Here is a 20,825-nt window from a genome sequence, read left to right as displayed (position 1 = left end):
TACAACGTAATCAAGTAATCAGGGGTTGGTTGTAATGGGACGTGGATGGCGAGGACGAGGCGGGTGGCAGCAGGCTGACCTGCCCTCGGCCGACGACGCGGCGGCGTGGTTCGCGGGAAGGCTCCCGGACGCGTGGTTCGCCGGCACGCCCGAGGTGATCATCGACCGCGAGGAGATCACGGTCGTCGGCACGCTGCCCGCGCTGGAGGGCGAGTTCGACGACGCCTCGCGCGCCGCGGCCGAGTCGGGCCGCATCTCGCGCTGGCGTGAGGACACCCGCGAGGAACGCATCGAGATCGCCCGCCAGGCCGAGCACCGCTACGGCCGCAAGGTCGCGTGGGGTGCCGTGCAGGGCAGCACGCGCGAACTCTTCACGCACCTGGCCGTACCGGTCATGACGCGCCTGCGCCAGCCAGAACGCCAGGTGCTCGACACGCTGGTAGCCGCCGGCGTGGCCCGCTCACGGGCAGACGCTCTGGCATGGGCCGTGCGCCTTGTCGGCGAGCACGCGGACACGTGGCTCGACGAACTGCGTGACGCCATGTCGAAGGTTGACGATCTCCGCTCGCAGGGGCCTGATCTGGCCTAACCTCCTGCGTGTGGATCTGACGTCGGTCGCGGAAGCGGTCGTCCGGGACGAGCCGGGCGCGTTCGAAACGTTCATCAACGAGGCCCAGGGCCGCTCGCCCGACGAGATGTCGGCGGCGGCCCTGGTCCTGTCCTCGTCGCCGGACGTCCAGGTCAACGAGTTGCTCGGCAACCTGCTGTTCTACATCGGCGCGTGCGATGCGTTGGAGCCGTTGGTTCTGCGCGTCGTGGAAGCCTTCGAACGCGGTGACGGCGAGGCCTGGGAGCGCGCTCTTCTGCTGCCGCTGCAGGACGAGGACGTCCGCGCCGGCTTGCCGCACCGCGAGCGCCTTCTTGCCGCGGTGCCAACCGACTCGTGGCTGTACGGCCTGCTCATGGTCGTGGACCTCGAACCGCTGTTGGTGCTGCATCGGCCCAGTGGCACCGGTTTCGAGGTGACGATCGGCGGCCTCGGCGACAACTTCCAGCTCCACACGCTGCTCGCGTACCGCCTGGTCCCCGAGCACGTGCCCGGCGAACCGCCGCTGGACTCGTGGGTCGAGGCGGCGTCGGTGGGCCCGGACCTCCAGCCCGAGGGAGGAATCCGCGGCCAGTTCGAGCTTTCCGACGGCTTCGGCGACACGATCTGGAACGAGGGCCGTCCGTCCGACATCCCGCTGTTCGAGGGCCACCGGGTCGTCGTGCTGGGCCCGCCGCCGTACCAGCGCTCGTGGAACACGGGCCGCCTCTACCCGATGATGACGCCTCTCGTCGACATCGCTCGCGTGCTGCCCGCCGACGAGGCTGCTTCATGGCTCTCGAAGGTCAGCTCGTGAGCTTTTCCAGTAACAGAAGGAAAGTCCTCGACGACTCGCTTCCGCTGGATCGTCGTGTGACGGCGTTGTGCTACTGCCTGAACCGCTACCGGCCGATCGGGTTCCACGCGGCGTTGAGCTTTCTTCGGTTCGTGGCAGGTGACTTCATCCGTGACCCGGCCGCGTTGCCGAGGGCGATGGAACTGCTGACCGCGAGCTACTCCGCCTGGCAGGCCGAACTGCACGCTTACGGCGTGCTCCGGCGCCGTGCCAAGGAGTTGGGCTATCGGGTGCCGCATCCGTCCGCGCCCAACCCGAATCGTCCGTCGCACTGGTACGGCGCACCGCGCGAGGCCGCTCTTCACGCCGTGTGGTTCTGGTACTCGAAGGGCGACTCTGCGGACATCGACGTGCACAGCCTTGCCGTCGCCTTGATCGAGCGCGGCCGGTTCACGGCGGCACAGCGGGAGATCTTCGACCGGGTCCTCGCCGAGCCCGGCGACTCCCGGGCGATCGTCCGGCAGATGGCCGTCGTGGTCGCCAACCCCTGAACGCCTTTACGGCGCAACGACTTGCGCGGGAGTGTCAGACCCGTTCGCTATTGTTGAATTTGGGGGTACCCGGCCCGCGGCGTGTGTGTGGTGGGCCTCCGTTGGTTCGTGTGTTCCGGTTGGTTCGTGCGTTCCCCTCCGGAGCCCGATGACGCACCCGAGTGCGACCGTGGTGACACCGGCGACGGACACGAGCGTGAGTTCCTGTGCGCCCAGCAGTACGGAAGTTGCCAGGCCGGAGACCGGCATCAGGCCGATGAGCACGCCCGCGCGGTCGGAGCCCAGGCGGTTCACGGCGAAGTACCAGAGTCCGAAGGCCAGCGCGGTCACCACCACGGCCAGCAGTGCGAGAGAGAAGCCCTGCCTGGCGTTCGGCATCTGCCAGCCGCCGACGAACGTGCCGAGCACCGCGCCGATCACCGTCGCCAGGATGCACGTCCAGGTGGCCACGCCCAGCACGCCAAGGCGCCGTACGACTCCCACGGCGAACAAGGTGAAGCAGACCTCGCCGACCATCGTGATCAATGCGAGCGCAAGGCCCGGGCCGTGCCACGAGCCGCCGCCGGACAACAGCACGATGCCTGCCGCCACCACCACGGCGCCCACTACGGCCGATGCGGTCCGTTGGCGGGAGAGCAGTGCCAGTGCGATGGGGGCGCCGCCCATGACGGCGGCGACGAAGCCCGGTTCCGCGTACTGCTGGGCGGCGATGAGCACGGCGTTGAAGCCGAGCATGCCCGTGACGACCACACCGAGCAACGGCGGGATGTCACGCCACGACGGCATCGGCAGACGGCGTGCCACCAGCAGCAACACGGCCGCGCCGAGGGCGTAGCGCATGGCCTGACCGGTCAGGACCGGGTAGCCCTCCAGCATTCCCGTGATCGGAACGGACGCTCCGACGATCGTTGCCGCTGTCGCTCCCGCGGCCACCCCGAGTTTCATGCTCACCACCCTTGCGCTGGACTGGTCCAGATATAAGCTCCACTTCGATGGCTACGAACTGGACCACTTTTCGCGAGCTGCTGTTGCCGGGGCATCAGCGGCGGCGCGGCGTGGAGGTCGAACTGCGCCGGGCGATCCGGGACGGGCGGCTTCTGCCGGGCACGCGGCTACCGTCGAGCAGGGACCTGGCCGCGCAGCTGGACGTGGCGCGCGGGACGGTGACGTCGGCGTACACGCAGCTCGTCGCGGAGGGGTATCTCACCAGTCGGCGCGGGTCGGGGACGATCGTCGCGAGCCTTGGACCGGCCGGCGTGTGCGGTGTGCCGGAGCCACCGCCGCGGTGGCGGTACAACCTGCGGCCCGGGCTGCCCGCGCTGGGCGCGTTTCCCCGCGCCGAGTGGGTGGCGGCTCATCGCTCGGCGCTCGCCGAGCTCCCCGACGAGGACCTCGCCTATCCCGATCCTGCCGGTTTCGTGGGGCTGCGCAAGGAGATCGTCGATTACCTCTCGCGGGTGCGGGCGGTCGTCGCGAAGGACGCGGTGATCACCAACGGTGCGGCGGACGGGTTGCAGCTCACCGCCCGGATGCTGAACGGCAGCATCGCGATCGAGGAACCCAGCCACTTCGGCGGCGAGAACATGCTGCGGTCGCACGGACTCAACACCGTGCCGGTTCCGGTGGACGACAAGGGCATCCGGGTCGACCTTCTGTCCAAAACGGACTGCAAGGCGGTGCTGGTCACTGCGGCACACCAGTTCCCGCTGGGCGTGGTGCTGCATCCGGAACGGCGGCGGGCGCTCGTGGACTGGGCGCGCGAGCGGGACGCGTTGATCATCGAGGACGACTACGACGCCGAGCATCGGTACGACCGGCCGGCCCTGGGGGCGTTGCAGGCCCTCGCGCCCGAGCACGTGGTGTACCAGGGCACGACGAGCAAGGTGCTGGCGCCCGCGTTGCGCCTCGGGTGGCTCGTGGTGCCGGAACGGCTGCGCGAAGGCATCGTGCAACGCAAGCAGTACAACGACATGGGCACCGCCACGATCCCGCAGGCCGCGTTCGCGCACCTGTTGCGGACGGGTGGCTATGACCGGCATCTGCGCCGTACGCGCGCGCTCTACCGGAAGAGGCGGGACGCGCTGCTGGAAGCCGTTGCGGAGCATCTGCCCGCATGGCAGCCCATCGGCGTTGCGGCTGGCCTGCACGTCGTGCTGCGCATGCCTGACGGGACGGACGACCTCGCGTTGAAGAGCAGGCTTGCGGACCGTGGCATGCACGTCTGGGCGTTGGCGCAGTACACGCGCACGCCCATGTGGCCCGGTTTGGTGCTCGGTTACGCCGCGCTCACCCCTGACCGCCTGCGCGAGGCGGTCAGGGAGATCGCTGATGCGGCTGTTGCTTAGAGGATGTGCTCGCGGTCGGTGCACATGATGTGCTCGCGCGGGTCGCACATGATGTGTTCGCGGTCGCTCATGATGTGCTCGCGGTCGGTGCCGTCACCGGCGGCACCGAGCGTCGTCACCGCGGCGGCGGCGAACAGCAGGGCGGCCGCGACGATCTTGAAAGCGTTCATGGTTCGGTAAACCCCCAGGTAGAACGGTTGGCGGGGCAGCCTAGCCCGCGCCTCCAGAAATTGTCAGTGCCAGGGTGCACCATTGAACACGTGCTTCTCTCCGAAGTGGTCGACACGTCGGCCGCCGTAGCGGCGACCCGGTCGCGCCTGGCCAAGGTCAAGGCGCTGTCCGCGTTGCTGCGCGCGGCGACGGCGGACGTAGTGGTCGCGGTGGTGTCGTTCCTCATAGGCACCCCGCGGCAGGGTCGTATCGGTGCGGGCTGGCGCACCGTCGTCGACCTGGCCGTGCCTCCGGTCGCGCGTGCCGAACTGACGATCGCCGAGGTCGACGCCGCGCTCGCCGAGGTGGCCGCGACGTCCGGCAAGGGCTCTGCGCAGCGCCGGATCGACCTGCTGACGGCGTTGTTCGGGCGGTCGACCGAGGCCGAGCAGGACTTCTTGCGGCGGTTGCTCACCGGCGAGCTCCGCCAGGGCGCGCTGGAGGGCGTGATGCTCGACGCGATCGCCTCCGCCGCGGACGTGCCGGGCGAGACGGTGCGGCGCGCCTTCATGCTGTCCGGCCGCTTACCGGAGACCGCCGTGGCCGCGCTGGACGGCGGCGCGCCGGCCCTGGAGGCGTTCCGGCTGGAGGTCGGGCGCCCCCTGCGACCGATGCTGGCCTCGCCCGCGGAGTCGCTGGACGAGGCGCTGACCGAACTGGGCAGCGTCGTGGTGGAGCACAAGCTCGACGGCGCGCGCATCCAGGTGCACCGCTCCGGCGACGAGGTCCACGTCTACACGCGCACGTTGCGCGAGATCACCAAGACGGTGCCGGAGCTCGTCGAACTCGTGCGCGGCCTGCCCTGCACGTCGGTGGTGCTCGACGGCGAGACGCTGGCGCTGACCGACGAGGGCAGACCCCGCCCGTTCCAGGAGACGATGAGCCGGTTCGGCGCGCAGGACGAACGCGAGCTGCTGCTGCACCCGTACTTCTTCGACTGCCTGCACCTCGACGGCAAGGACCTGCTCGACGAGCCGCTGCGCGACCGCCTCGCCGCACTGCGGCAGGTGGCGGGCGAGCACGTCATCCCCGGAGTGCTGGACCCGTCACCGGAGGAGGCGGCGGCCGTCGTCACGGCATCGCTGTCCGCGGGCCACGAGGGCGTGATGGTGAAGTCGCTGGCCTCGCCCTACGCGGCAGGCCGCCGCGGCAAGGCCTGGCAGAAGGTGAAGCCGGTGCACACGCTCGACCTGGTCGTGCTCGGCGTCGAGTGGGGCAGCGGCCGCCGCCGCGGCTGGCTCTCGAACCTGCACCTGGGCGCCCGCGACCCGGACGGCGGCCCGCCCGTGATGGTCGGCAAGACCTTCAAGGGCCTCACCGACGAGCTGCTGAAGTGGCAGACCAAGGCCCTGCAGGAGATCGCCGCCGAACAGAACGACTGGGTGGTCATGGTCCGCCCCGAGCTGGTGATCGAGATCGAGCTGGACGGCGTGCAGGTCTCGCCGCGCTACCCCGGTGGCGTCGCGCTGCGGTTCGCCCGCGTCGTGCGCTACCGCCCGGACAAGGACCCGTCGGAGGCCACGACCATCGAGGAGGTGAGGGCGCTTCTGCCTGCCGCACAACCGAATCCCGAAGCCTGACCGCCGCTAGTGTGGCGGCATGGGGGAGTGCCGGGAGTTCAGCCGCGTCTACGCCGAGCCGGACGACTTCGCGCAGTGGACGGAGTTCGACCGCGGCGCGACGGTGAGCTGGTACGACGGTCGGGTCCTCGCCGTGCAGGACTTCGGCTTCACGATCCGAGTGGTCCTGCCGATCAGCCTCGACACCGGAGAAACCGTGCGGCTCGAGGTCTGGGTCGTCCTCGACTTCGGCGACAGCGGCGAACTCGCCTCCGAGCTGGAGAACGGCTGGCGCGGTGTGCCCGCCCGAGGACTCCTGCTCAACGTGGTCGAGCCCTGGCCGGAGGTCTACGGCGCCCCGGTGACGTTCGCCGGAGAACCAGGCGAGTGGTTGCCCCGCGTCACCGGCTCCGAGCACCCCGCCCTGCGGCGCGTGCTCACCGAGAAGTGGCCGGTCAGCGTGCTCGCGCTCGGGCGGTTCTGGTTCGAAAATCGGGTGCGGCCACCGGCGCCCGGCAATAGCGTCATGCCAGTGCCCGACGCTTCCGCGCTGCTCAGCGCATTCGACACCCAGGCCCGCTCCGCCGAGTGGGAGGCGTATCCCGACGCCGTGCAGGACGCGGAGGTGTTCCGGGTCGCCTGGGACAACCGCCGCGGGTTCGTCTCAGGCCCGCCCAACCTCCGCCTCGCCGGCGCCGAGCTGGACGCGGTGATCGCACGTCAGCGCGACTTCTTCGCCGCTCGCGGGCAGGCCGTCGAGTGGAAGACCTGGGGTCACGACAGGCCCTCTGACCTGCCGCAACGGCTGGAGGCGGCCGGGTTCGTCTCCGAGGGCCGCGAGACCGTGCTCGTCGGGCTCGCCGAGGAGATGGCGGGGCCGGTCCACCTCGAGGACGGCATCGTCCTGCTCGAGACCAGGGAGGAGGCAGACCTGCATCGGCTCGCCGCCACCGCCACGGAGGTGTTCGAGCACGACAGCGGCTGGCTCGCCGACTACCTGCTGGAGAAGAAGGACGACCCGAACACGGTCGTCGTGATCGCGGAAGCCGACGGCCAGGTCGTGTCGTCCGCGCGGCTGGAGATCGTGCCGGGCACCGAGTTCGGCGGGCTCTGGGGTGGCGGCACGCTGGAGCGGTGGCGGGGCAAGGGCATCTACCGCGCTCTCGTGGCGCACCGTGCGCGCGTCGCGCTCGAACGAGGTTTGAAGTACCTGCAGGTCGACGCGTCGGAGGACAGCAGGCCGATCCTGGAACGCCTCGGGTTCGTCGTGGTGACCACGACCACCGGTTACGTCTGGAAGCCGTGACGCGCCTGCCCCGAGCGGAAGCGGCCGTGAGACCGACTGCCCAAGTGAGACGGTGCGGGTATCGTGGAAGCACGTGCGGTTCATCGAAGGGCATCGACCCTCTTACGACCTGACCTACGACGACGTCTTCCTCGTTCCCGGCCGTAGTGCCGTGGAGTCCCGGTTCGGCGTCGACCTCTCCACTTCGGACGGCACCGGGGCCACGATCCCCATCGTCGTCGCGAACATGACGGCCGTGGCCGGGCGGCGGATGGCGGAGACCATCGCGCGGCGGGGCGGGCTCGTCGTCATCCCGCAGGACGTGCCCACCGAGGCCGTCGCGGAGATCATCGCGTGGGTCAAGGAGCGGCATCCCGTCTGGGACACCCCGTTGACGCTCACCACGCGTGACGCGGTGGCGGACGCCTGGAACCTGCTGCACAAGCGGGCGCACGGCGCGGTTGTCATCGTGGACGACGGTGGGCGGCCTCTTGGCGTTGTCGACGAGGCCGCGCTCACGGGCGTGGACCGGTTCGCGCGCCTTGGCGACGTCATGAACACCGACGTGCTGAAGCTGTCGCTCGACTCGCGGCCTCAGGACGTGTTCGACGAGTTGCACCACAGCGCGCACAAGATCGCGTTGGGCGTGGACGACTCGCTCCGGTTGAGGGGCGTGCTGACCGAGCTGACGGCGCTCAGGGCCGAGGTCTACCAGCCGGCCAAGGACGATGACGGCAAGCTGCGGGTCGCGGCCGCGGTCGGGGTCAACGGGGACGTGCGGGCCAAGGCCGAAGCGTTGATCAAGGCCGGGGTGGACGTGCTGGTCGTCGACACGGCGCACGGGCATCAGGAGAAGATGATCGCGGCGCTCAAGGCCGTGAAGGAAGCGAACCCGAGCGTGCCGGTCGCGGCGGGCAACGTCGTCACCGCGGAGGGTGTGCGGGACCTGGTCGAGGCCGGTGCGGACATCATCAAGGTCGGCGTCGGCCCCGGCGCGATGTGCACCACGCGGATGATGACCGGCGTGGGGCGGCCGCAGTTCAGCGCCGTCGCGGAGTGTTCGGCAGAGGCGCGCCGGCTCGGCAAGCACGTGTGGGCCGATGGCGGCGTGCGGCACCCACGCGACGTGGCGCTGGCGTTGGCGGCAGGGGCCAGCAGCGTGATGGTCGGCAGCTGGTTCGCGGGGACGTACGAGTCGCCTGGGGATTTGCAACGCGATGAGCGCGGGAACCTCTACAAAGAATCCTTCGGAATGGCGTCGAAGCGCGCTGTGACGGCGCGGACGCGCAGCGACAACGCGTTCGACCGGGCCAAGAAGGGGTTGTTCGAAGAGGGCATCTCGACCTCGAAGATGAGGTTGGACCCGGTGCGCCCGAGCGTGGAGGACCTGCTCGATGCGATAACGTCCGGCGTTCGCTCGGCCTGCACGTATGCCGGTGCGAACTCGCTGGAGGAATTCCACGACAAGGCTGTGCTCGGCATCCAGTCCGCCGCCGGATTCGCGGAAGGAAGGCCGTTGCCAGGGGGATGGTGAAAAAGTGGATGAAGCGGTCTCGGTAAGAGATCTCCGCAAAGTCTATAAAACGGGACAAAAACCCGCGGTGGACGGATTGAGTTTCGACGTCCGCCGGGGTGAGGTCTTCGGATTGCTCGGGCCCAACGGCGCGGGCAAGACGACCACGGTCGGTGTCCTCACCACGCGCGTCCGCCCCACCTCGGGGCAGGCGTTCGTGGAGGGCGTCGACGTGGTGGCCGACTCCAAGCGCGCGCGGCAGTTGCTGGCTGTCGTGCCGCAGCGCAACAACCTCGACCGGTCGCTCAACGCACGGCAGAACCTGTTGTTCCACGCGGCTTATCACGGCATCGGCCCGAAAGAACGCCAGGCGCTCGCCGACGACATCCTCGAGCGGATGGGTCTCAAGGACCATCAGAACGCGCTCGTCGACACGTTGTCCGGCGGTCAGGCGCAACGGCTGATGATCGCCCGCGCGCTGATGCACCGTCCCAAGGTCCTGTTCCTCGACGAACCGAGCACCGGCCTCGACCCGCAGGCCAGGCTCTTCGTCCACGAACGCGTCGCCGCACTGCACGCGGACGGCGTCACGGTCGTGCTCACCACGCACGACATGGACGAGGCCACGAAGCTGTGCGACCGCGTCGGCATCGTCGACCACGGCAAGCTGCTCACCCTGGACGCGCCGGACGAGCTCACGAAGAGCCTGCCCGGCAGCGACACGGTCAGTGTCACGGTGAGCCCCAACGGCCACGACATCGCCAAGATCACCCAAGCTCTGTCCGAAGTGGACGGCGCACAGCGCGTCGAGGAACTGAACGGCATGTATCGCGTCTACACCGACAGCGACACCTCGATCACGCTGCCCGCCGTGCTGAACGTCCTGCGGGACCTCGACGTCACGGTCAGCGACGTCGCGATCGGCAAGCCCAGCCTGGAAGACGTCTTCATCCACCTGACCGGCAGGGAGCTTCGGTGAGCCAACTCAGGACGTTCCAGGCGATCCTGTGGCGCGACGTCTTCGTCACAGGCCGCGAGCTGCCGAGCTTCCTCGCGCAGGTGATCATCCAGCCGTTCTTCATCCTCTTCATCTTCGCGAAGGTGCTGGGGGACATCGGGTACGTCCAGGACGACTTCGCCCAGGTGCTGTTACCCGGCATCATCGCGATGAACGGGTTCCTGGGCGCGCTGCAGAACACGACGCTGCCGCTGGTGCTGGACTTCTCGTGGACGCGCGAGATCGAGGACCGGCTGCTCGCGCCGATCTCCATCCCGCTCGTCGCGGTGGAGAAGATCGTGTTCGGCGCGGTCCGCGGGTTCTTCGCGGCCGTGCTGATGGTGCCGGTCGGCTTCGTGATGCTCGACGTGTCGTGGGCGTGGTCGGGAATCCCCGGCGCCCTGCTGGTGATCGTTCTCGGATGTCTCGCCGGTGGCAGCGTCGGCCTCGTCATCGGCACGTCGGTGCCCGCGCGCCGGATCAACGTGATGTTCGCGGTGATCCTCACCCCGATCCTGTTCACGGGGTCCGCCCAGTTCCCGTGGCGGTCGCTGAGCGACGACCTGCTGTGGTTCAAGGTGGTCTGCGCGCTCAACCCGCTGACATACGTGAGCGAGGGCATGCGCGCCGAACTGGTGCCGGCCGTGCCGCACATCCCGCTGCCGATCGTGCTGCTCGTGCTCGTCTTCGCGATCGCCGGCTTCGGCGGACTCGGCCTGCGCGGCTTCATGAAGCGCGCTCTCGACTAAAGCCGAAATGAAGAACGGCCCCGCGCAACGAAATGCGCGGGGCCGTTCTCGTTCACGGCACTACGAGGCGTAGTCCTCCAGCATCTCGGTGACGAGAGCCGCGATCGGCGAACGCTCCGAGCGCGTCAGCGTGACGTGAGCGAAGAGCGGGTGGCCCTTCAGCTTCTCGATCACCGCCGCCACGCCGTCGTGCCGGCCCACCCGCAGGTTGTCGCGCTGCGCCACGTCGTGCGTCAGCACCACCCGCGAGTTGCTGCCCAGACGCGACAGCACGGTCAGCAACACGTTGCGCTCCAACGACTGCGCCTCGTCCACGATCACGAAGGAGTCGTGCAGCGAGCGGCCGCGGATGTGGGTGAGGGGCAGGACCTCGAGCATTCCTCGGTCCATCACCTCTTCCACCACCGCCTGGCTCACCAGCGCGCCGAGGGTGTCGAACACCGCCTGCGCCCACGGCCCCATCTTCTCGCTCTCGCTACCCGGCAGGTAGCCGAGCTCCTGGCCACCGACCGCGTACAGCGGCCGGAACACCACGACCTTGCGGTGCTGCCTTCGTTCCATCACGGCTTCGAGACCGGCGCACAGCGCCAGCGCCGACTTGCCGGTGCCCGCACGCCCGCCCAGCGAGACGATGCCGACCTCGGAGTCCAGCAGCAGATCCAGTGCGATCCGCTGTTCGGCGGACCTCCCGTGCAGTCCGAACGCCTCCCGATCTCCGCGCACCAGCTTGATCTGCTTGTCCGCGGTCACCCGGCCCAGAGCGCTCGAGGTGCCCGCCAGCAACCGGATTCCGGTGTGGCAGGGCAGTTCCGCGATGTGCTCCAGGTCCTCGAACTGGGTGGGGTCGACGACGTTCTCCTTGAACAGGCTGTCCACCAGGGACTGTGGAACGTCCAGATCGGACATTCCCGTCCAGCCTGACAGGGTGACGTCGTGCGCCCGGTACTCCTCCGCCTGCAGGCCGACCGATCCGGCCTTGACCCGCAGCGGCATGTCCTTCGTCACCAGGGTGACGTTGCGTCCCTCAGCAGCGAGGTTGAGAGAGCAGGCGAGGATTCGGGCGTCGTTGGAGTCCGTTCGGAAACCTGATGGCAACACCTCCTGGTCGGAGTGGTTGAGCTCGACGTGCAAGGTGCCTCCCAGATCCCCGATGGGGATCGGCGAATCGAGGCGACCATGCCGCAAGCGCAGGTCGTCGAGCAGTCGCAGTGCTTCCCTCGCGAACCAGCCCAGTTCGGGGTGGTGGCGCTTGCCCTCCAGCTCGCTGATCACCACGAGCGGGAGCACGACCTCGTGCTCCGCGAAACGGGTGGCGGCGAGAGGATCGGACAGCAGTACCGACGTGTCCAGCACATATGTCGTGATGGCTGGGGCGGCGGACTTGCGCCGGGAGGAAGAACTGCGCGATGAGCCTGAGGAACGGCTCGCGGGACGTCGTGCGTTCACGGCAACTCCCTCACGAACGCGGCACCCGCGTCCGCTCCTCGCTGGGCCAGGCACCACCCTGATCGGTCGTCTCACCTCACGCCGGTAAGGCGTCAGGCAGGTCGACCACGAGGGCCGGGTGCCGGCCCCCTCGCGACGTTCTCAGCCACGATCAGGACCTCCCTGCGCGGTCCGCAGTGGTCGCGTCCCGCCGCTTTCGAAGTTACCTGCGAAAGTGCCCCGTCTGCACGAAGCCACACAGGTGATTCCCGATTCGTCATCTGCCCGAAAACAACCCGAAACGTGACCGCAGCCGTGTTTCCGCTGGTCAGATGCTGTTCTCGTGGGTGTTGCGCGCCAACCACGACAAACCGTCCCTGACCTGGGATTCGAGTGATTTCGGCACGAGGGGCTCGTCGAGAAGTCTCAGATAGCGGGAGTCGAGCGACTCGCCGGGCGCGCGGACGTCCAGCCAGGCCCGCACGAGACGCACCCCTTCGACGTATGTCGTGGTGTACGCGCGCCACAGCGGGTCGGCCAGAAAACGGACCATCTGCCGTGCGCGACGGTCGGGGACTAGCAGCCACCTGCGCAGATGCGCAACCACGTCATCCTGATCCGCACCACGATCGTGTAGCAGCAGAGCCGCGTCCTGCCGCACCGTGAGCAGGCCCGATGCCGCCGCCTCGACCTTTTCGGACAGTTCGCCGTCCATTCGCAACCCGAGGTCGCCGAGGATCCGCTCCGTCCACACGCCCCAGCCCGGCCCGACCGCGGCGTGCAGGCCGAGGTCCGCCATGCCCTCGGCCATCAGGCACTGCGGCGTGTTGATCAGGAAGATCGACTGCTCCGCGTGGCCGCGCTTGGCGACCAGGCCCGCCTCCTTGCGGCAGTGCTCGGTGTGGTGGCCCGGATAGGACTCGTGCGCGACCAGGTGCGGCAGGTTCGACATGCGGTGACCCATGTCGGCGTTGATCGCGACCCTGCTGCGGTAGCCGCCGAGGTAGTAGTTGAAGCCGCTCCACGGCTTGTTCGTGACGACCTGGTACTCCACGATCTCCCGCTCGGGCAGCGCGTACTTCTGGCGCACCTGGTCCCGCAGAGCGCTCGACAGGGCCTGTACGACGCCCTGGAGCCTGCGCGGGGGCACCTCGTCGGTCTCGCGGAAGTCGGCGAGGCGGTCGGCGAGCGAGCCCGGGCCCTCGAGCACCGCGCCGAGGTGGCGGTGGGCCTGCGCGTACGCGTCCTCGTCGCCGGGGCGGATCCGGACCTGGAAGTACTGCTGGACCTCGTCGACGAACGAGATGTGCTCGCCGTCGAGCTTGCGGGCGGTGCACTCCAGCGCCCTCAGGTGCGCGTCGAGGAACTGTTTGCGCTGGTCGGTGAGGTCGCTGCCGGGAATCTCCCTGCGCAGCAGCCGCGCGTGGTCCCCCAGCGCCCTGGGGTGCAGGCGCGGTTCGTTGTCGACAGCGCGGCTCAGTGCCGGGTCGCCGGTGAACGAGTCGACGAACCCGGACACCAGGCGCCCGAGGCGCAGCCCCAGCACCAGGTAGCCGCGCACCAGCTCGTTGGCGTCCATGAGTCGGAGAGCGTAGAGCGTCTACCACAGCGTCTTACTCGCGACCGAATCGTGAATCGACGACCACCTGATCGGGGAATGTTGTTGATCTTGGCGTCACACAATGGGGTCACACAGGCCGCCATTCGAGATCAATACCTATAGCGTTTCCGCCCGGAGACCCCACCGCTCCGGAGATCCCCGAAGACTCCGGAAATGACGGGGATAACCCGACATGAAGGAGAATCACATGAAGAAGGCTTGTGCCGTGGTTGCCGCTGCAGCCGCGCTGTCGCTCGCGTTCGCCCCGGCCGCCATGGCCGGCGAGGGCCACGGCCACGGTGGGTACGGACACCAGTGGAAGAACGGCCCCCTGCTGGTTCTGCTGAACGGCAACAACCTCAACGGCACGATCGGTGCCTGCGGCAACAACGTCGGCGTGCTGGGTGGCGCTGTGCCGATCAACTCGCCGTCGATCACCGAGACCTGCGCCGCCGGCGGCATCGTCGACGAGGGCTGATCTCCCTTTTAGCTCTACGTCTGGGGGCGTCATTTCTGGCGCCCCCAGACGCGTTTTCCCGTTTGAACCTTCATGAGGAGAAAAATCGTGCTGAAGAAGGCTGCCGCCGCTCTCGGTGTCGCTGCTGCGTTCGTTGTCGTCGGTTCCCCCGCGATGGCCGCTCCCGGCCACCACTGGGTCAACGAGCCGCTGCTGATCGTCGGTAACGCCAACAACCTGAACGGCGTTGTCGGTGCGTGTGGCAACAACGTCGCGGTGCTCGGTGGAGCGGTTCCGGTGAACTCGCCCTCCATCACCGAGACCTGCGCCGCCGGCGGCATCGAGGACGGCGACGACTTCGGCCACTACCACGGCTGATCGTCATCAGGCTGAAAAGGGGCGCCCACCGTCGCGGTGGGCGCCCCTTCTGCTGTTCTCAGCCGCCGTACCTGCGGTGACGCTTGGCGTACTCGCGCATGGCCCGCAGGAAGTCGGTGCGCCGGAAACCGGGCCAGTAGGCCTCGCAGAACCAGAACTCCGAGTGCGCCGACTGCCAGAGCATGAAACCGGAGAGCCGCTGCTCACCGGACGTGCGGATGATCAGGTCGGGGTCGGGCTGCCCGGACGTGTAGAGGTGCTCCGCGATGTGGTCGACGTCGAGGACCTCGGCCAGCTCCTCGATGGTGCCGCCACGCTCGGCGTGCGCGGTGAGGAGCTTCCGGACGGCGTCCGCGATCTCCTGCCGCCCGCCGTACGCGACGGCGACGTTGACCTGGATGCCCGTGCGGTTCTTGGTCTTGTTCGCGGCGTTGGTGAGGCGCTCGGCGTGCTCCCTGGGCAGCATGTCGATCGCGCCGACGTGCCGGACCCGCCACGGCTTGCCGTCCTCGGCCAGCTCGTCGGTGATGTCCGCGATGATGTCGAGCAACGGCGCCAGCTCGTCGATGTCGCGGTTGAGGTTGTCGGTGCTCAGCATCCAGAGGGTGACGACCTCCACTTTGGCGTCACCACACCAGTCGAGCAGCTCGAGGATCTTGCGAGCGCCGGCCCTGTGCCCGTGCGCGACATCGGTGAACCCGGCTTCCCTGGCCCACCTGCGGTTGCCGTCGAGAACCACGCCGACGTGCTTGGGCACCTGCGTGGTCGCGCTGAGCTCGCGGCGGAGAATCCACTCGTAGAAGTGGATAGCGACGTCTTTCACACGGGTGCGGAGTGCCACGTCCGAACAGCGTACGCCGTGCAACGTTCATCACTGAGTCGCGGTAGGAAACCTACGGTCGCGTAACCTAGGACCCTGTGACCACTGCGACCGTTCCTCCTCAGCCCGGACTGCGGCCGCGCCTGCGTGGATGGCTGCACCTCTGGTCGTTCGTCGCCTCGGTGGCGACAGGCGCGACTCTGATCGCCCTGGCAGCGTCCACAGTGTCTGCGCGCGCTGCCCTCGCCACCTCCGTCTACGGCCTGACCGTCCTCGGCCTCTTCGGCGTCTCGGCGCTGTACCACCGCGTGACGTGGAAGTCCGAGCGCGTGCGCACGTGGATGAAGCGCCTGGACCACTCGATGATCTTCGTGTTCATCGCGGGCACCTACACGCCGTTCGCGCTGCTGGCGATGAATCCCGACACCGGGCGCATCGTGCTGACCGTGGTGTGGATCGGCGCGATCCTCGGTGTCACGTTGAAGCTGGCCTGGCCGCACGCGCCGCGGTGGCTCGGTGTGCCCATCTACATCGCGCTCGGATGGGTCGCGGTGTTCGTGCTGCCCGAGCTGCTGCACCACGCCGGGGTCGCTGCTCTGGTGCTGTTGTTGGTGGGTGGGGCGCTTTACACCGTTGGTGCGGTGTTCTACGCGACGCGGTGGCCCAACCCGTGGCCGCAGGTGTTCGGGTACCACGAGTTCTTCCACGCGGCGACTGTCGTGGCGGCGATCTGCCACTACATCGCGATCTGGTTGGCGATGTACTCGTGACGCGGGTCCGGTGCCAGGCGGTGCGCTGGGTGAGCGACGAACCTCAGCCCGGTGTGGTGGAGGCGCAGCTCACCGACGCTGATGGCGTTGCTTGGAGCTTCATCGAGAAGTACTACGTCTTCGACGCCGACGTCAACGTGTGGCTCGGCGCGGTGTACCCGTTCGAAGTCGAGGTGGACTGCGAGATCGTGTCCCGCCACGCCGACGCGAGCGGACGGGACCTCGTCACCATCTCGACTCGCCCCGCCTACGTCACCACGGAGACCGGTCGCGACCAGTTCACGGTGACGCCAGAGCAGCTCGTCTGAGTCCGGTGCCGGGAGCCCCGGCACCGGAACACTTGCGCGTCAGCGGCCGCCGCGGGCCATGTGCAGCACGTCGAGCGCCGCGTCCAGCTGCTCCTCGGTGAGCTTGCCCGGCACGTGGCCGCGCTCCAGCACCACCTCGCGGATGGTCTTGCGCTCCTTGAGCGACTGCTTGGCGATCGACGCCGCCTCCTCGTAGCCGATGTAGCGGTTCAGCGGCGTGACGATGGACGGGGACGACTCCGCGTACTCGCGCATCTGGTCGGCCTGGGCCTCGGTGCCGGTGAGGACCTTGTCCGCCAGCAGGCGGGCTACGGCGGCGAGCAGGCGGGACGACTCCAGGACGTTGCGGGCGATGACCGGCAGCATCACGTTCAGCTGGAAGTTGCCCTGCGAGCCCGCGAACGCGACGGTGGCGTCGTTGCCGATGACCTGGGCCACGACCATCATCGTCGCTTCGGAGATCACCGGGTTGACCTTGCCCGGCATGATCGAGCTGCCTGGCTGGAGGTCGGGGAGCGCCAGTTCGCCGAGGCCGGTGCGGGGGCCGGAGCCCAGCCAGCGGAGGTCGTTGGCGATCTTGAACAACGCTACGGCGGTGGCGCGGAGCTGGCCGGAGATCTCGACGACGCCGTCCTGGGTGGCCTGGGCCTCGAAGTGGTCGCGGGCCTCCACCAGTGGCAGTTCGGTGGCCTTGGCCAGTTCGGTGGCGACGAGAGCGCCGAACTCCGCGGGGGCGTTCAGGCCGCTGCCGACCGCGGTGCCGCCGATCGGCAGTTCCGCCAGGCGCGGGATCGAGGCCTGCAGGCGCTCTACGGAGTAGCGGACCTGGGCCGCCCAGGCGCCCGCCTCCTGGCCCAGCGTGATCGGGACGGCGTCCATGAGGTGCGTGCGGCCGGACTTGACCAGGTCGGACCACTCGGCGGCGCGTGACTCGAGCACGCCCAGCAGATGTTCCAGAGACGGGATCACGTCGGTCACCACGGCCTCGGTGGCGGCCACGCGCAGGGTCGTCGGGAAGGTGTCGTTGGACGACTGCGAGGCGTTGACGTGGTCGTTCGGGTGGACGTCGCGGCCCAGGAATTGAGTCGCCAGGGTGGAGATGACCTCGTTGGCGTTCATGTTCGAGGACGTGCCGGAACCTGTCTGGAACACGTCGACCGGGAACTGGTCGTCCCACTTGCCGGCGGCGACCTCGTCGGCCGCGGAGGCGATGGCCGCGGCCAGGTCCTCGTCGAGAACGCCGAGGCGGGCGTTCACTCGGGCCGCCGCTGCCTTGAGCAGGCCCAGGGCTCTGATCTGGGCTCGTTCGAGGCCTCGACCGGAAATCGGGAAATTCTCGACCGCGCGTTGTGTTTGGGCGCGCCACAATGCGTCGACAGGCACGCGGACCTCACCCATCGTGTCGTGCTCGACGCGGTACTCCTGTTCAGACATACCTCCGAGTCTCTATCGTCGATCACAGCACTGCCACCTACCACTGGCAGAAGGGCACCACTCATGGAGCGTGACGTCGACCTCCTCATCGTGGGAGCTGGTCCCACGGGGTTGTTCGCCGCTTACTACGCTGGCTTCCGGGAAATGAACGTCGCCGTGGTCGATGCGCTGCCCGAACCGGGCGGCCAGGTCACCGCGATGTATCCGGAGAAGATGATTTTCGACGTGGCCGGGTTCCCCGCAGTCAGGGGACGCGACCTCGTCAACGGCCTGGTGGAGCAGGCGGCGCAGTTCAAGCCGAACTACCTGCTCGGCCGTCAGGCACGCACTTGTGAGTCCACTGAGGACGGTCTGCGGGTCGGGCTCGCGGACGGTACCTCGATCAACACCAAGGCCGTGCTGATCACGGCGGGCATGGGCGAGTTCAACCCGCGTCCGCTGCCCGCGGGTGACGGCTGGCTGGGGCGCGGCATGGTCCACTTCGTGCCGGTGCTGGCCGAACACACCGGGCAGCACGTGGTGATCGTGGGTGGTGGCGACTCGGCGTTCGACTGGGCGCTGGCGCTGCACCCGATCGCCGCGAGCGTGAAGATCGTGCACCGCAGGGCCAACTTCCGCGCGCACGCCGCCACCGTGCGGCAGGTGCGGGAGCTCGGGGTCGAGATCATCACCGACGCCGAGGTGCTGGCGTTGCGCGGCGAGACGCTGTCCGAAGTGGACATCAAGGTCAAGGGCGGCGACTCGCGGACGTTGCCCGCGCAGACCGTGGTCGCGGCGCTCGGGTTCACCGCCGACCTCGGGCCGATCGAGTCGTGGGGCCTCGAGCTCGACCATCGCGCCGTGCTCGTCGACTCCACGATGAAGACCAAGCTGGACAGGATCTACGCGGCGGGCGACGTCGCGCAGTACCCCGGCAAGGTCAAGCTCATCGCGACGGGGTTCGGCGAGGCGGCGACCGCGGTCAACAACATCGCGGTGGTGCTCAACCCGTCGGCGCACCTGTTCCCAGGGCACTCCAGCGACGGCAGCTGACCCGGCGCGGAGGCCTGACCGGCAGCGGTCAGGCCTCCGGCAACGGCGCGGGGTCGTGCTTCGCGAGGTGCTGGAAGATGATCGACGTGCGGAAGCCGACGATCTCCTTGCGCTGACTCAGCCTGTCGACCAGGAACGCGTGCAGGTGCTCGTTGTCCTGCGCGCCCACGTGGATCACGAAGTCGTCGCTGCCCGCCATCACGAACACCGCCGTCACCTCGGGCAGGCCGACGGTGAACGCCTTGAAGGCGTCGATCACGGCCCGGCTCAACGGGCGCACCTGCACCGACACCAGCGCCTGCACGCCCCGGTTCAGCGCGGACGGGGCGATGTCGGCGTGGTAGCCGCGGATCACCCCGCGTTCGCGCAGCAGGCGGGTGCGTTCCAGGCACGTCGACGGGGCCACGCCCACCTTGCGGGCGATGTCGCGGTTCGACTGCCGGGCATCGCGCTGCAGTTCCCGCACGATCGCCGAATCAAGTTCATCCATCACGTTCCTCACGTCACCGTGCCGAATAATGTTCGGTGAAGTGCATCGAGCACTGGTGTTCACCCTAACTTCGAGGTCAGAGCTTGACCGAAGTTCGGGAGGGGAACGCAGATGTGGGAGCACGAACAGCTCGTCGTCCGCACGGGGAAGCGGTCGGGGATGACCACCATGGTCGCCCTGCACTCGACCGAGGCGGGGCCGGCAGTCGGCGGGTGCCGGATGAAGCCGTACGCGCGGATCACCGACGCCGTCACGGACGTCCTGCGGTTGTCCAGGGCCATGACGCTGAAGTGCGCGGCGGCCGGGATTCCGCACGGCGGAGCCAAGAGCGTGATCGTGGTCGACCGGGAGCTCACCCCGGAACTCAGGCGCGCGGTGCTGCTCGACCACGCCGACCTGATCAACGAGTTCGGCGGCGCCTACCAGGCCGGCCCGGACGTCGGAACGGGACCGGACGACATGCTGGTGCTCCGGGAAGTGACGCCGCACGCCTACTGCCTGCCTGAGGAGCACGGCGGCACCGGCTCGTCGAGCGGTCCCACGGCACGAGGTGTGCTGGCGGCGTTGAAAGCGGCCTCGCGTCACGTCTTCGGGACGCCGGACCTCAGCGGCAGGAAAGTGGTGATCAGCGGGTTCGGTTCGGTGGGGGAGCTGATCGCGAAGGGGCTCGACGGCGCGGACATCACGGTGTCCGATGTGGACGAAAGCAGGCGCACCGGCGAGTTCGGCTGGGTGCACCCCGATGAGGCGTACAAGGTCAAGGCCGACGTGCTGATCCCTGCGGCGGTGGGCGGCGTGCTGAGCCCGGAAACCGTGCGGCACCTCGACGTCAAGCTGATCGTGGGGCCCGCCAACAACCAGCTCACCGACGACGACGTGGCCGATCTGCTGGACGAGCGCGGCATCGTCTGGGTTCCCGATCACGTCGCCAGTGCCGGCGGGGTGATCTACACGTTGGCCAGGGAGGACGACGGGGCCGACCACGAGACCGCGCTGAAGAGGGTCGACAGGATCGAGGCGACGGTCGGCAGACTGCTCCAGGCGCAGGGGTGAAGGCCCGACCGGAGGGCGGCCAGGCCTTCGAAGTGTCACCGCCGGCTAGGGCAGCACCTGCACCTGCTCGCCGACCATCAGGTTGTCGTAGAACACGAGTGACGCATCCATGGGCATCCGGATGCAACCGTGCGACTGGACAGCGGTGTCACCCTGGTGGAACGCGATACCGGTCGTGGTGAAGTACACCGCGTTCGGCATCGGACCGTTGTAGGGGACGCTCCAGTCGTTCTTCACCTTGCGCAGCACCGAGAACATGCCCACCGGGGTCTCGTACCCCGGCTTGCCGTGGCTGATCGTCACCGGCCCGTAGCTCGTTTTGCCGTTGAAGACCAGCCACGCCTGGTTGGAGTGCTTCTCCAGGCATGCTCCGTTGTGGACGGTGCATCCCGCCTGGGCTTGCGCGGGAACTGCGAAACCGAGGATCAGGAGCACCGTCGCGATCAGAACTCGCATCTCTCATCACC

23 protein-coding genes are annotated in these 20,825 nt (G+C 68.4%); 15 read left to right on the top strand and 8 right to left on the bottom strand.

What is annotated here, in order from left to right; genetic code table 11:
- Window positions 1-34 precede the first annotated feature (34 nt).
- Genes OG205_RS28115 through OG205_RS28105 form a run of 3 tightly spaced genes read left to right on the top strand, consistent with a single transcriptional unit; the run spans window position 35 to window position 1,933 of the window.
- Window positions 35-589 carry a hypothetical protein gene (locus OG205_RS28115; protein ID WP_330271026.1) on the top strand — a complete coding sequence of 185 codons (555 nt, stop codon included), beginning with the start codon at window positions 35-37 and terminating at the stop codon, window positions 587-589.
- 10 nt (window positions 590-599) lie between these two features.
- Window positions 600-1,403 carry a hypothetical protein gene (locus OG205_RS28110; RefSeq protein ID WP_330271025.1) on the top strand — a complete coding sequence of 268 codons (804 nt, stop codon included), beginning with the start codon at window positions 600-602 and terminating at the stop codon, window positions 1,401-1,403.
- Window positions 1,400-1,933 carry a hypothetical protein gene (locus tag OG205_RS28105; RefSeq protein WP_330271024.1) on the top strand — a complete coding sequence of 178 codons (534 nt, stop codon included), beginning with the start codon at window positions 1,400-1,402 and terminating at the stop codon, window positions 1,931-1,933. The genes OG205_RS28110 and OG205_RS28105 overlap by 4 nt, the downstream gene beginning before the upstream one ends.
- A gap of 6 nt (window positions 1,934-1,939) precedes the next feature.
- On the opposite strand, the gene OG205_RS28100 is transcribed toward OG205_RS28105, so the two are convergent.
- Complete coding sequence (locus tag OG205_RS28100) at window positions 1,940-2,878, bottom strand: DMT family transporter (RefSeq protein ID WP_330271023.1); 939 nt, start codon at window positions 2,876-2,878, stop codon at window positions 1,940-1,942.
- Window positions 2,879-2,925: 47 nt separating this feature from the next.
- On the opposite strand from OG205_RS28100, the gene pdxR reads away from it, so the two are divergent.
- Entirely contained in the window at window positions 2,926-4,278 is a 1,353-nt protein-coding gene (gene pdxR / locus OG205_RS28095; protein ID WP_330271022.1) for a MocR-like pyridoxine biosynthesis transcription factor PdxR, read from the top strand.
- Here the strand turns inward: pdxR and OG205_RS28090 are convergent.
- Window positions 4,275-4,448: a hypothetical protein gene (locus OG205_RS28090; RefSeq protein ID WP_330271021.1), complete on the bottom strand. Its 174-nt coding sequence runs from the start codon at window positions 4,446-4,448 to the stop codon at window positions 4,275-4,277. The genes pdxR and OG205_RS28090 overlap by 4 nt on opposite strands.
- A gap of 90 nt (window positions 4,449-4,538) precedes the next feature.
- Here OG205_RS28090 and OG205_RS28085 point away from each other — a divergent pair, with 90 nt between their 5' ends.
- The 5 genes from OG205_RS28085 (at window position 4,539) to OG205_RS28065 (ending at window position 10,591) form a co-directional block, all read left to right on the top strand.
- The gene (locus OG205_RS28085) at window positions 4,539-6,068 is read left to right on the top strand and encodes an ATP-dependent DNA ligase (RefSeq protein WP_330271020.1); all 1,530 of its coding nucleotides are present in this window, start codon (window positions 4,539-4,541) and stop codon (window positions 6,066-6,068) included.
- 19 nt (window positions 6,069-6,087) lie between these two features.
- Window positions 6,088-7,353, top strand: coding sequence for a GNAT family N-acetyltransferase (locus OG205_RS28080; RefSeq protein ID WP_330271019.1), 1,266 nt, complete (start codon window positions 6,088-6,090; stop codon window positions 7,351-7,353).
- Between the two features lie 73 nt (window positions 7,354-7,426).
- Complete coding sequence (locus tag OG205_RS28075) at window positions 7,427-8,866, top strand: GuaB1 family IMP dehydrogenase-related protein (protein WP_330271018.1); 1,440 nt, start codon at window positions 7,427-7,429, stop codon at window positions 8,864-8,866.
- Between the two features lie 4 nt (window positions 8,867-8,870).
- Complete coding sequence (locus tag OG205_RS28070; protein WP_330271017.1) at window positions 8,871-9,824, top strand: ABC transporter ATP-binding protein; 954 nt, start codon at window positions 8,871-8,873, stop codon at window positions 9,822-9,824.
- The gene (locus OG205_RS28065) at window positions 9,821-10,591 is read left to right on the top strand and encodes an ABC transporter permease (protein WP_330271016.1); all 771 of its coding nucleotides are present in this window, start codon (window positions 9,821-9,823) and stop codon (window positions 10,589-10,591) included. Before OG205_RS28070 ends, OG205_RS28065 begins: the two co-directional genes overlap by 4 nt.
- A gap of 60 nt (window positions 10,592-10,651) precedes the next feature.
- On the opposite strand, the gene OG205_RS28060 is transcribed toward OG205_RS28065, so the two are convergent.
- Window positions 10,652-11,956, bottom strand: coding sequence for a PhoH family protein (locus tag OG205_RS28060; protein WP_442916839.1), 1,305 nt, complete (start codon window positions 11,954-11,956; stop codon window positions 10,652-10,654).
- A gap of 388 nt (window positions 11,957-12,344) precedes the next feature.
- Window positions 12,345-13,595, bottom strand: a complete 1,251-nt coding sequence (locus OG205_RS28055; RefSeq protein ID WP_330271014.1) for a DUF885 domain-containing protein — start codon at window positions 13,593-13,595, stop codon at window positions 12,345-12,347.
- A gap of 229 nt (window positions 13,596-13,824) precedes the next feature.
- Between OG205_RS28055 and OG205_RS28050 the strand changes: the two genes are divergently transcribed.
- Window positions 13,825-14,094, top strand: coding sequence for a hypothetical protein (locus OG205_RS28050; protein WP_330271013.1), 270 nt, complete (start codon window positions 13,825-13,827; stop codon window positions 14,092-14,094).
- A gap of 87 nt (window positions 14,095-14,181) precedes the next feature.
- Window positions 14,182-14,451, top strand: a complete 270-nt coding sequence (locus tag OG205_RS28045) for a hypothetical protein (RefSeq protein ID WP_330271012.1) — start codon at window positions 14,182-14,184, stop codon at window positions 14,449-14,451.
- A gap of 58 nt (window positions 14,452-14,509) precedes the next feature.
- Here OG205_RS28045 and OG205_RS28040 read toward each other — a convergent pair whose 3' ends face one another.
- Window positions 14,510-15,292: an isoprenyl transferase gene (locus tag OG205_RS28040; RefSeq protein WP_330271011.1), complete on the bottom strand. Its 783-nt coding sequence runs from the start codon at window positions 15,290-15,292 to the stop codon at window positions 14,510-14,512.
- A gap of 77 nt (window positions 15,293-15,369) precedes the next feature.
- On the opposite strand from OG205_RS28040, the gene trhA reads away from it, so the two are divergent.
- Window positions 15,370-16,041, top strand: a complete 672-nt coding sequence (gene trhA / locus OG205_RS28035; protein ID WP_330271010.1) for a PAQR family membrane homeostasis protein TrhA — start codon at window positions 15,370-15,372, stop codon at window positions 16,039-16,041.
- A 29-nt stretch (window positions 16,042-16,070) separates the two neighbouring features.
- Complete coding sequence (locus OG205_RS28030) at window positions 16,071-16,349, top strand: hypothetical protein (RefSeq protein ID WP_330271009.1); 279 nt, start codon at window positions 16,071-16,073, stop codon at window positions 16,347-16,349.
- Window positions 16,350-16,388: 39 nt separating this feature from the next.
- On the opposite strand, the gene OG205_RS28025 is transcribed toward OG205_RS28030, so the two are convergent.
- Window positions 16,389-17,783, bottom strand: coding sequence for a class II fumarate hydratase (locus tag OG205_RS28025; protein WP_330271008.1), 1,395 nt, complete (start codon window positions 17,781-17,783; stop codon window positions 16,389-16,391).
- 63 nt (window positions 17,784-17,846) lie between these two features.
- Here OG205_RS28025 and OG205_RS28020 point away from each other — a divergent pair, with 63 nt between their 5' ends.
- Complete coding sequence (locus tag OG205_RS28020; protein WP_330271007.1) at window positions 17,847-18,815, top strand: NAD(P)/FAD-dependent oxidoreductase; 969 nt, start codon at window positions 17,847-17,849, stop codon at window positions 18,813-18,815.
- A 28-nt stretch (window positions 18,816-18,843) separates the two neighbouring features.
- Here the strand turns inward: OG205_RS28020 and OG205_RS28015 are convergent, their stop codons facing one another.
- Window positions 18,844-19,305 carry an Lrp/AsnC family transcriptional regulator gene (locus tag OG205_RS28015; protein ID WP_093602793.1) on the bottom strand — a complete coding sequence of 154 codons (462 nt, stop codon included), beginning with the start codon at window positions 19,303-19,305 and terminating at the stop codon, window positions 18,844-18,846.
- Between the two features lie 111 nt (window positions 19,306-19,416).
- Between OG205_RS28015 and OG205_RS28010 the strand changes: the two genes are divergently transcribed.
- Window positions 19,417-20,358 (top strand): Glu/Leu/Phe/Val dehydrogenase dimerization domain-containing protein, encoded by a 942-nt coding sequence (locus tag OG205_RS28010; protein ID WP_330271006.1) that lies wholly within the window; start codon window positions 19,417-19,419, stop codon window positions 20,356-20,358.
- Between the two features lie 45 nt (window positions 20,359-20,403).
- Here OG205_RS28010 and OG205_RS28005 read toward each other — a convergent pair whose 3' ends face one another.
- Entirely contained in the window at window positions 20,404-20,814 is a 411-nt protein-coding gene (locus OG205_RS28005; RefSeq protein ID WP_330271005.1) for a L,D-transpeptidase, read from the bottom strand.
- Between the last annotated feature and the right edge of the window lie 11 nt (window positions 20,815-20,825).

Origin of the sequence: Lentzea sp. NBC_00516, assembly GCF_036346835.1 — a bacterium.
Lineage (GTDB): Bacteria > Actinomycetota > Actinomycetes > Mycobacteriales > Pseudonocardiaceae > Lentzea > Lentzea sokolovensis.
This window is presented reverse-complemented; position numbering and strand designations above follow the sequence as displayed.

Coding starts and splice junctions, on each gene's coding strand:
- OG205_RS28115 (WP_330271026.1), top strand. CDS start 35: ATGGGACGTGGATGGCGAGGACGAGGCGGGTGGCAGCAGGCTGACCTG.
- OG205_RS28100 (WP_330271023.1), bottom strand. CDS start 2,878: ATGAAACTCGGGGTGGCCGCGGGAGCGACAGCGGCAACGATCGTCGGA.
- pdxR (WP_330271022.1), top strand. CDS start 2,926: ATGGCTACGAACTGGACCACTTTTCGCGAGCTGCTGTTGCCGGGGCAT.
- OG205_RS28090 (WP_330271021.1), bottom strand. CDS start 4,448: ATGAACGCTTTCAAGATCGTCGCGGCCGCCCTGCTGTTCGCCGCCGCC.
- OG205_RS28080 (WP_330271019.1), top strand. CDS start 6,088: ATGGGGGAGTGCCGGGAGTTCAGCCGCGTCTACGCCGAGCCGGACGAC.
- OG205_RS28055 (WP_330271014.1), bottom strand. CDS start 13,595: ATGGACGCCAACGAGCTGGTGCGCGGCTACCTGGTGCTGGGGCTGCGC.
- OG205_RS28050 (WP_330271013.1), top strand. CDS start 13,825: ATGAAGAAGGCTTGTGCCGTGGTTGCCGCTGCAGCCGCGCTGTCGCTC.
- OG205_RS28025 (WP_330271008.1), bottom strand. CDS start 17,783: ATGTCTGAACAGGAGTACCGCGTCGAGCACGACACGATGGGTGAGGTC.
- OG205_RS28020 (WP_330271007.1), top strand. CDS start 17,847: ATGGAGCGTGACGTCGACCTCCTCATCGTGGGAGCTGGTCCCACGGGG.
- OG205_RS28015 (WP_093602793.1), bottom strand. CDS start 19,305: ATGGATGAACTTGATTCGGCGATCGTGCGGGAACTGCAGCGCGATGCC.
- OG205_RS28010 (WP_330271006.1), top strand. CDS start 19,417: ATGTGGGAGCACGAACAGCTCGTCGTCCGCACGGGGAAGCGGTCGGGG.
- OG205_RS28005 (WP_330271005.1), bottom strand. CDS start 20,814: ATGCGAGTTCTGATCGCGACGGTGCTCCTGATCCTCGGTTTCGCAGTT.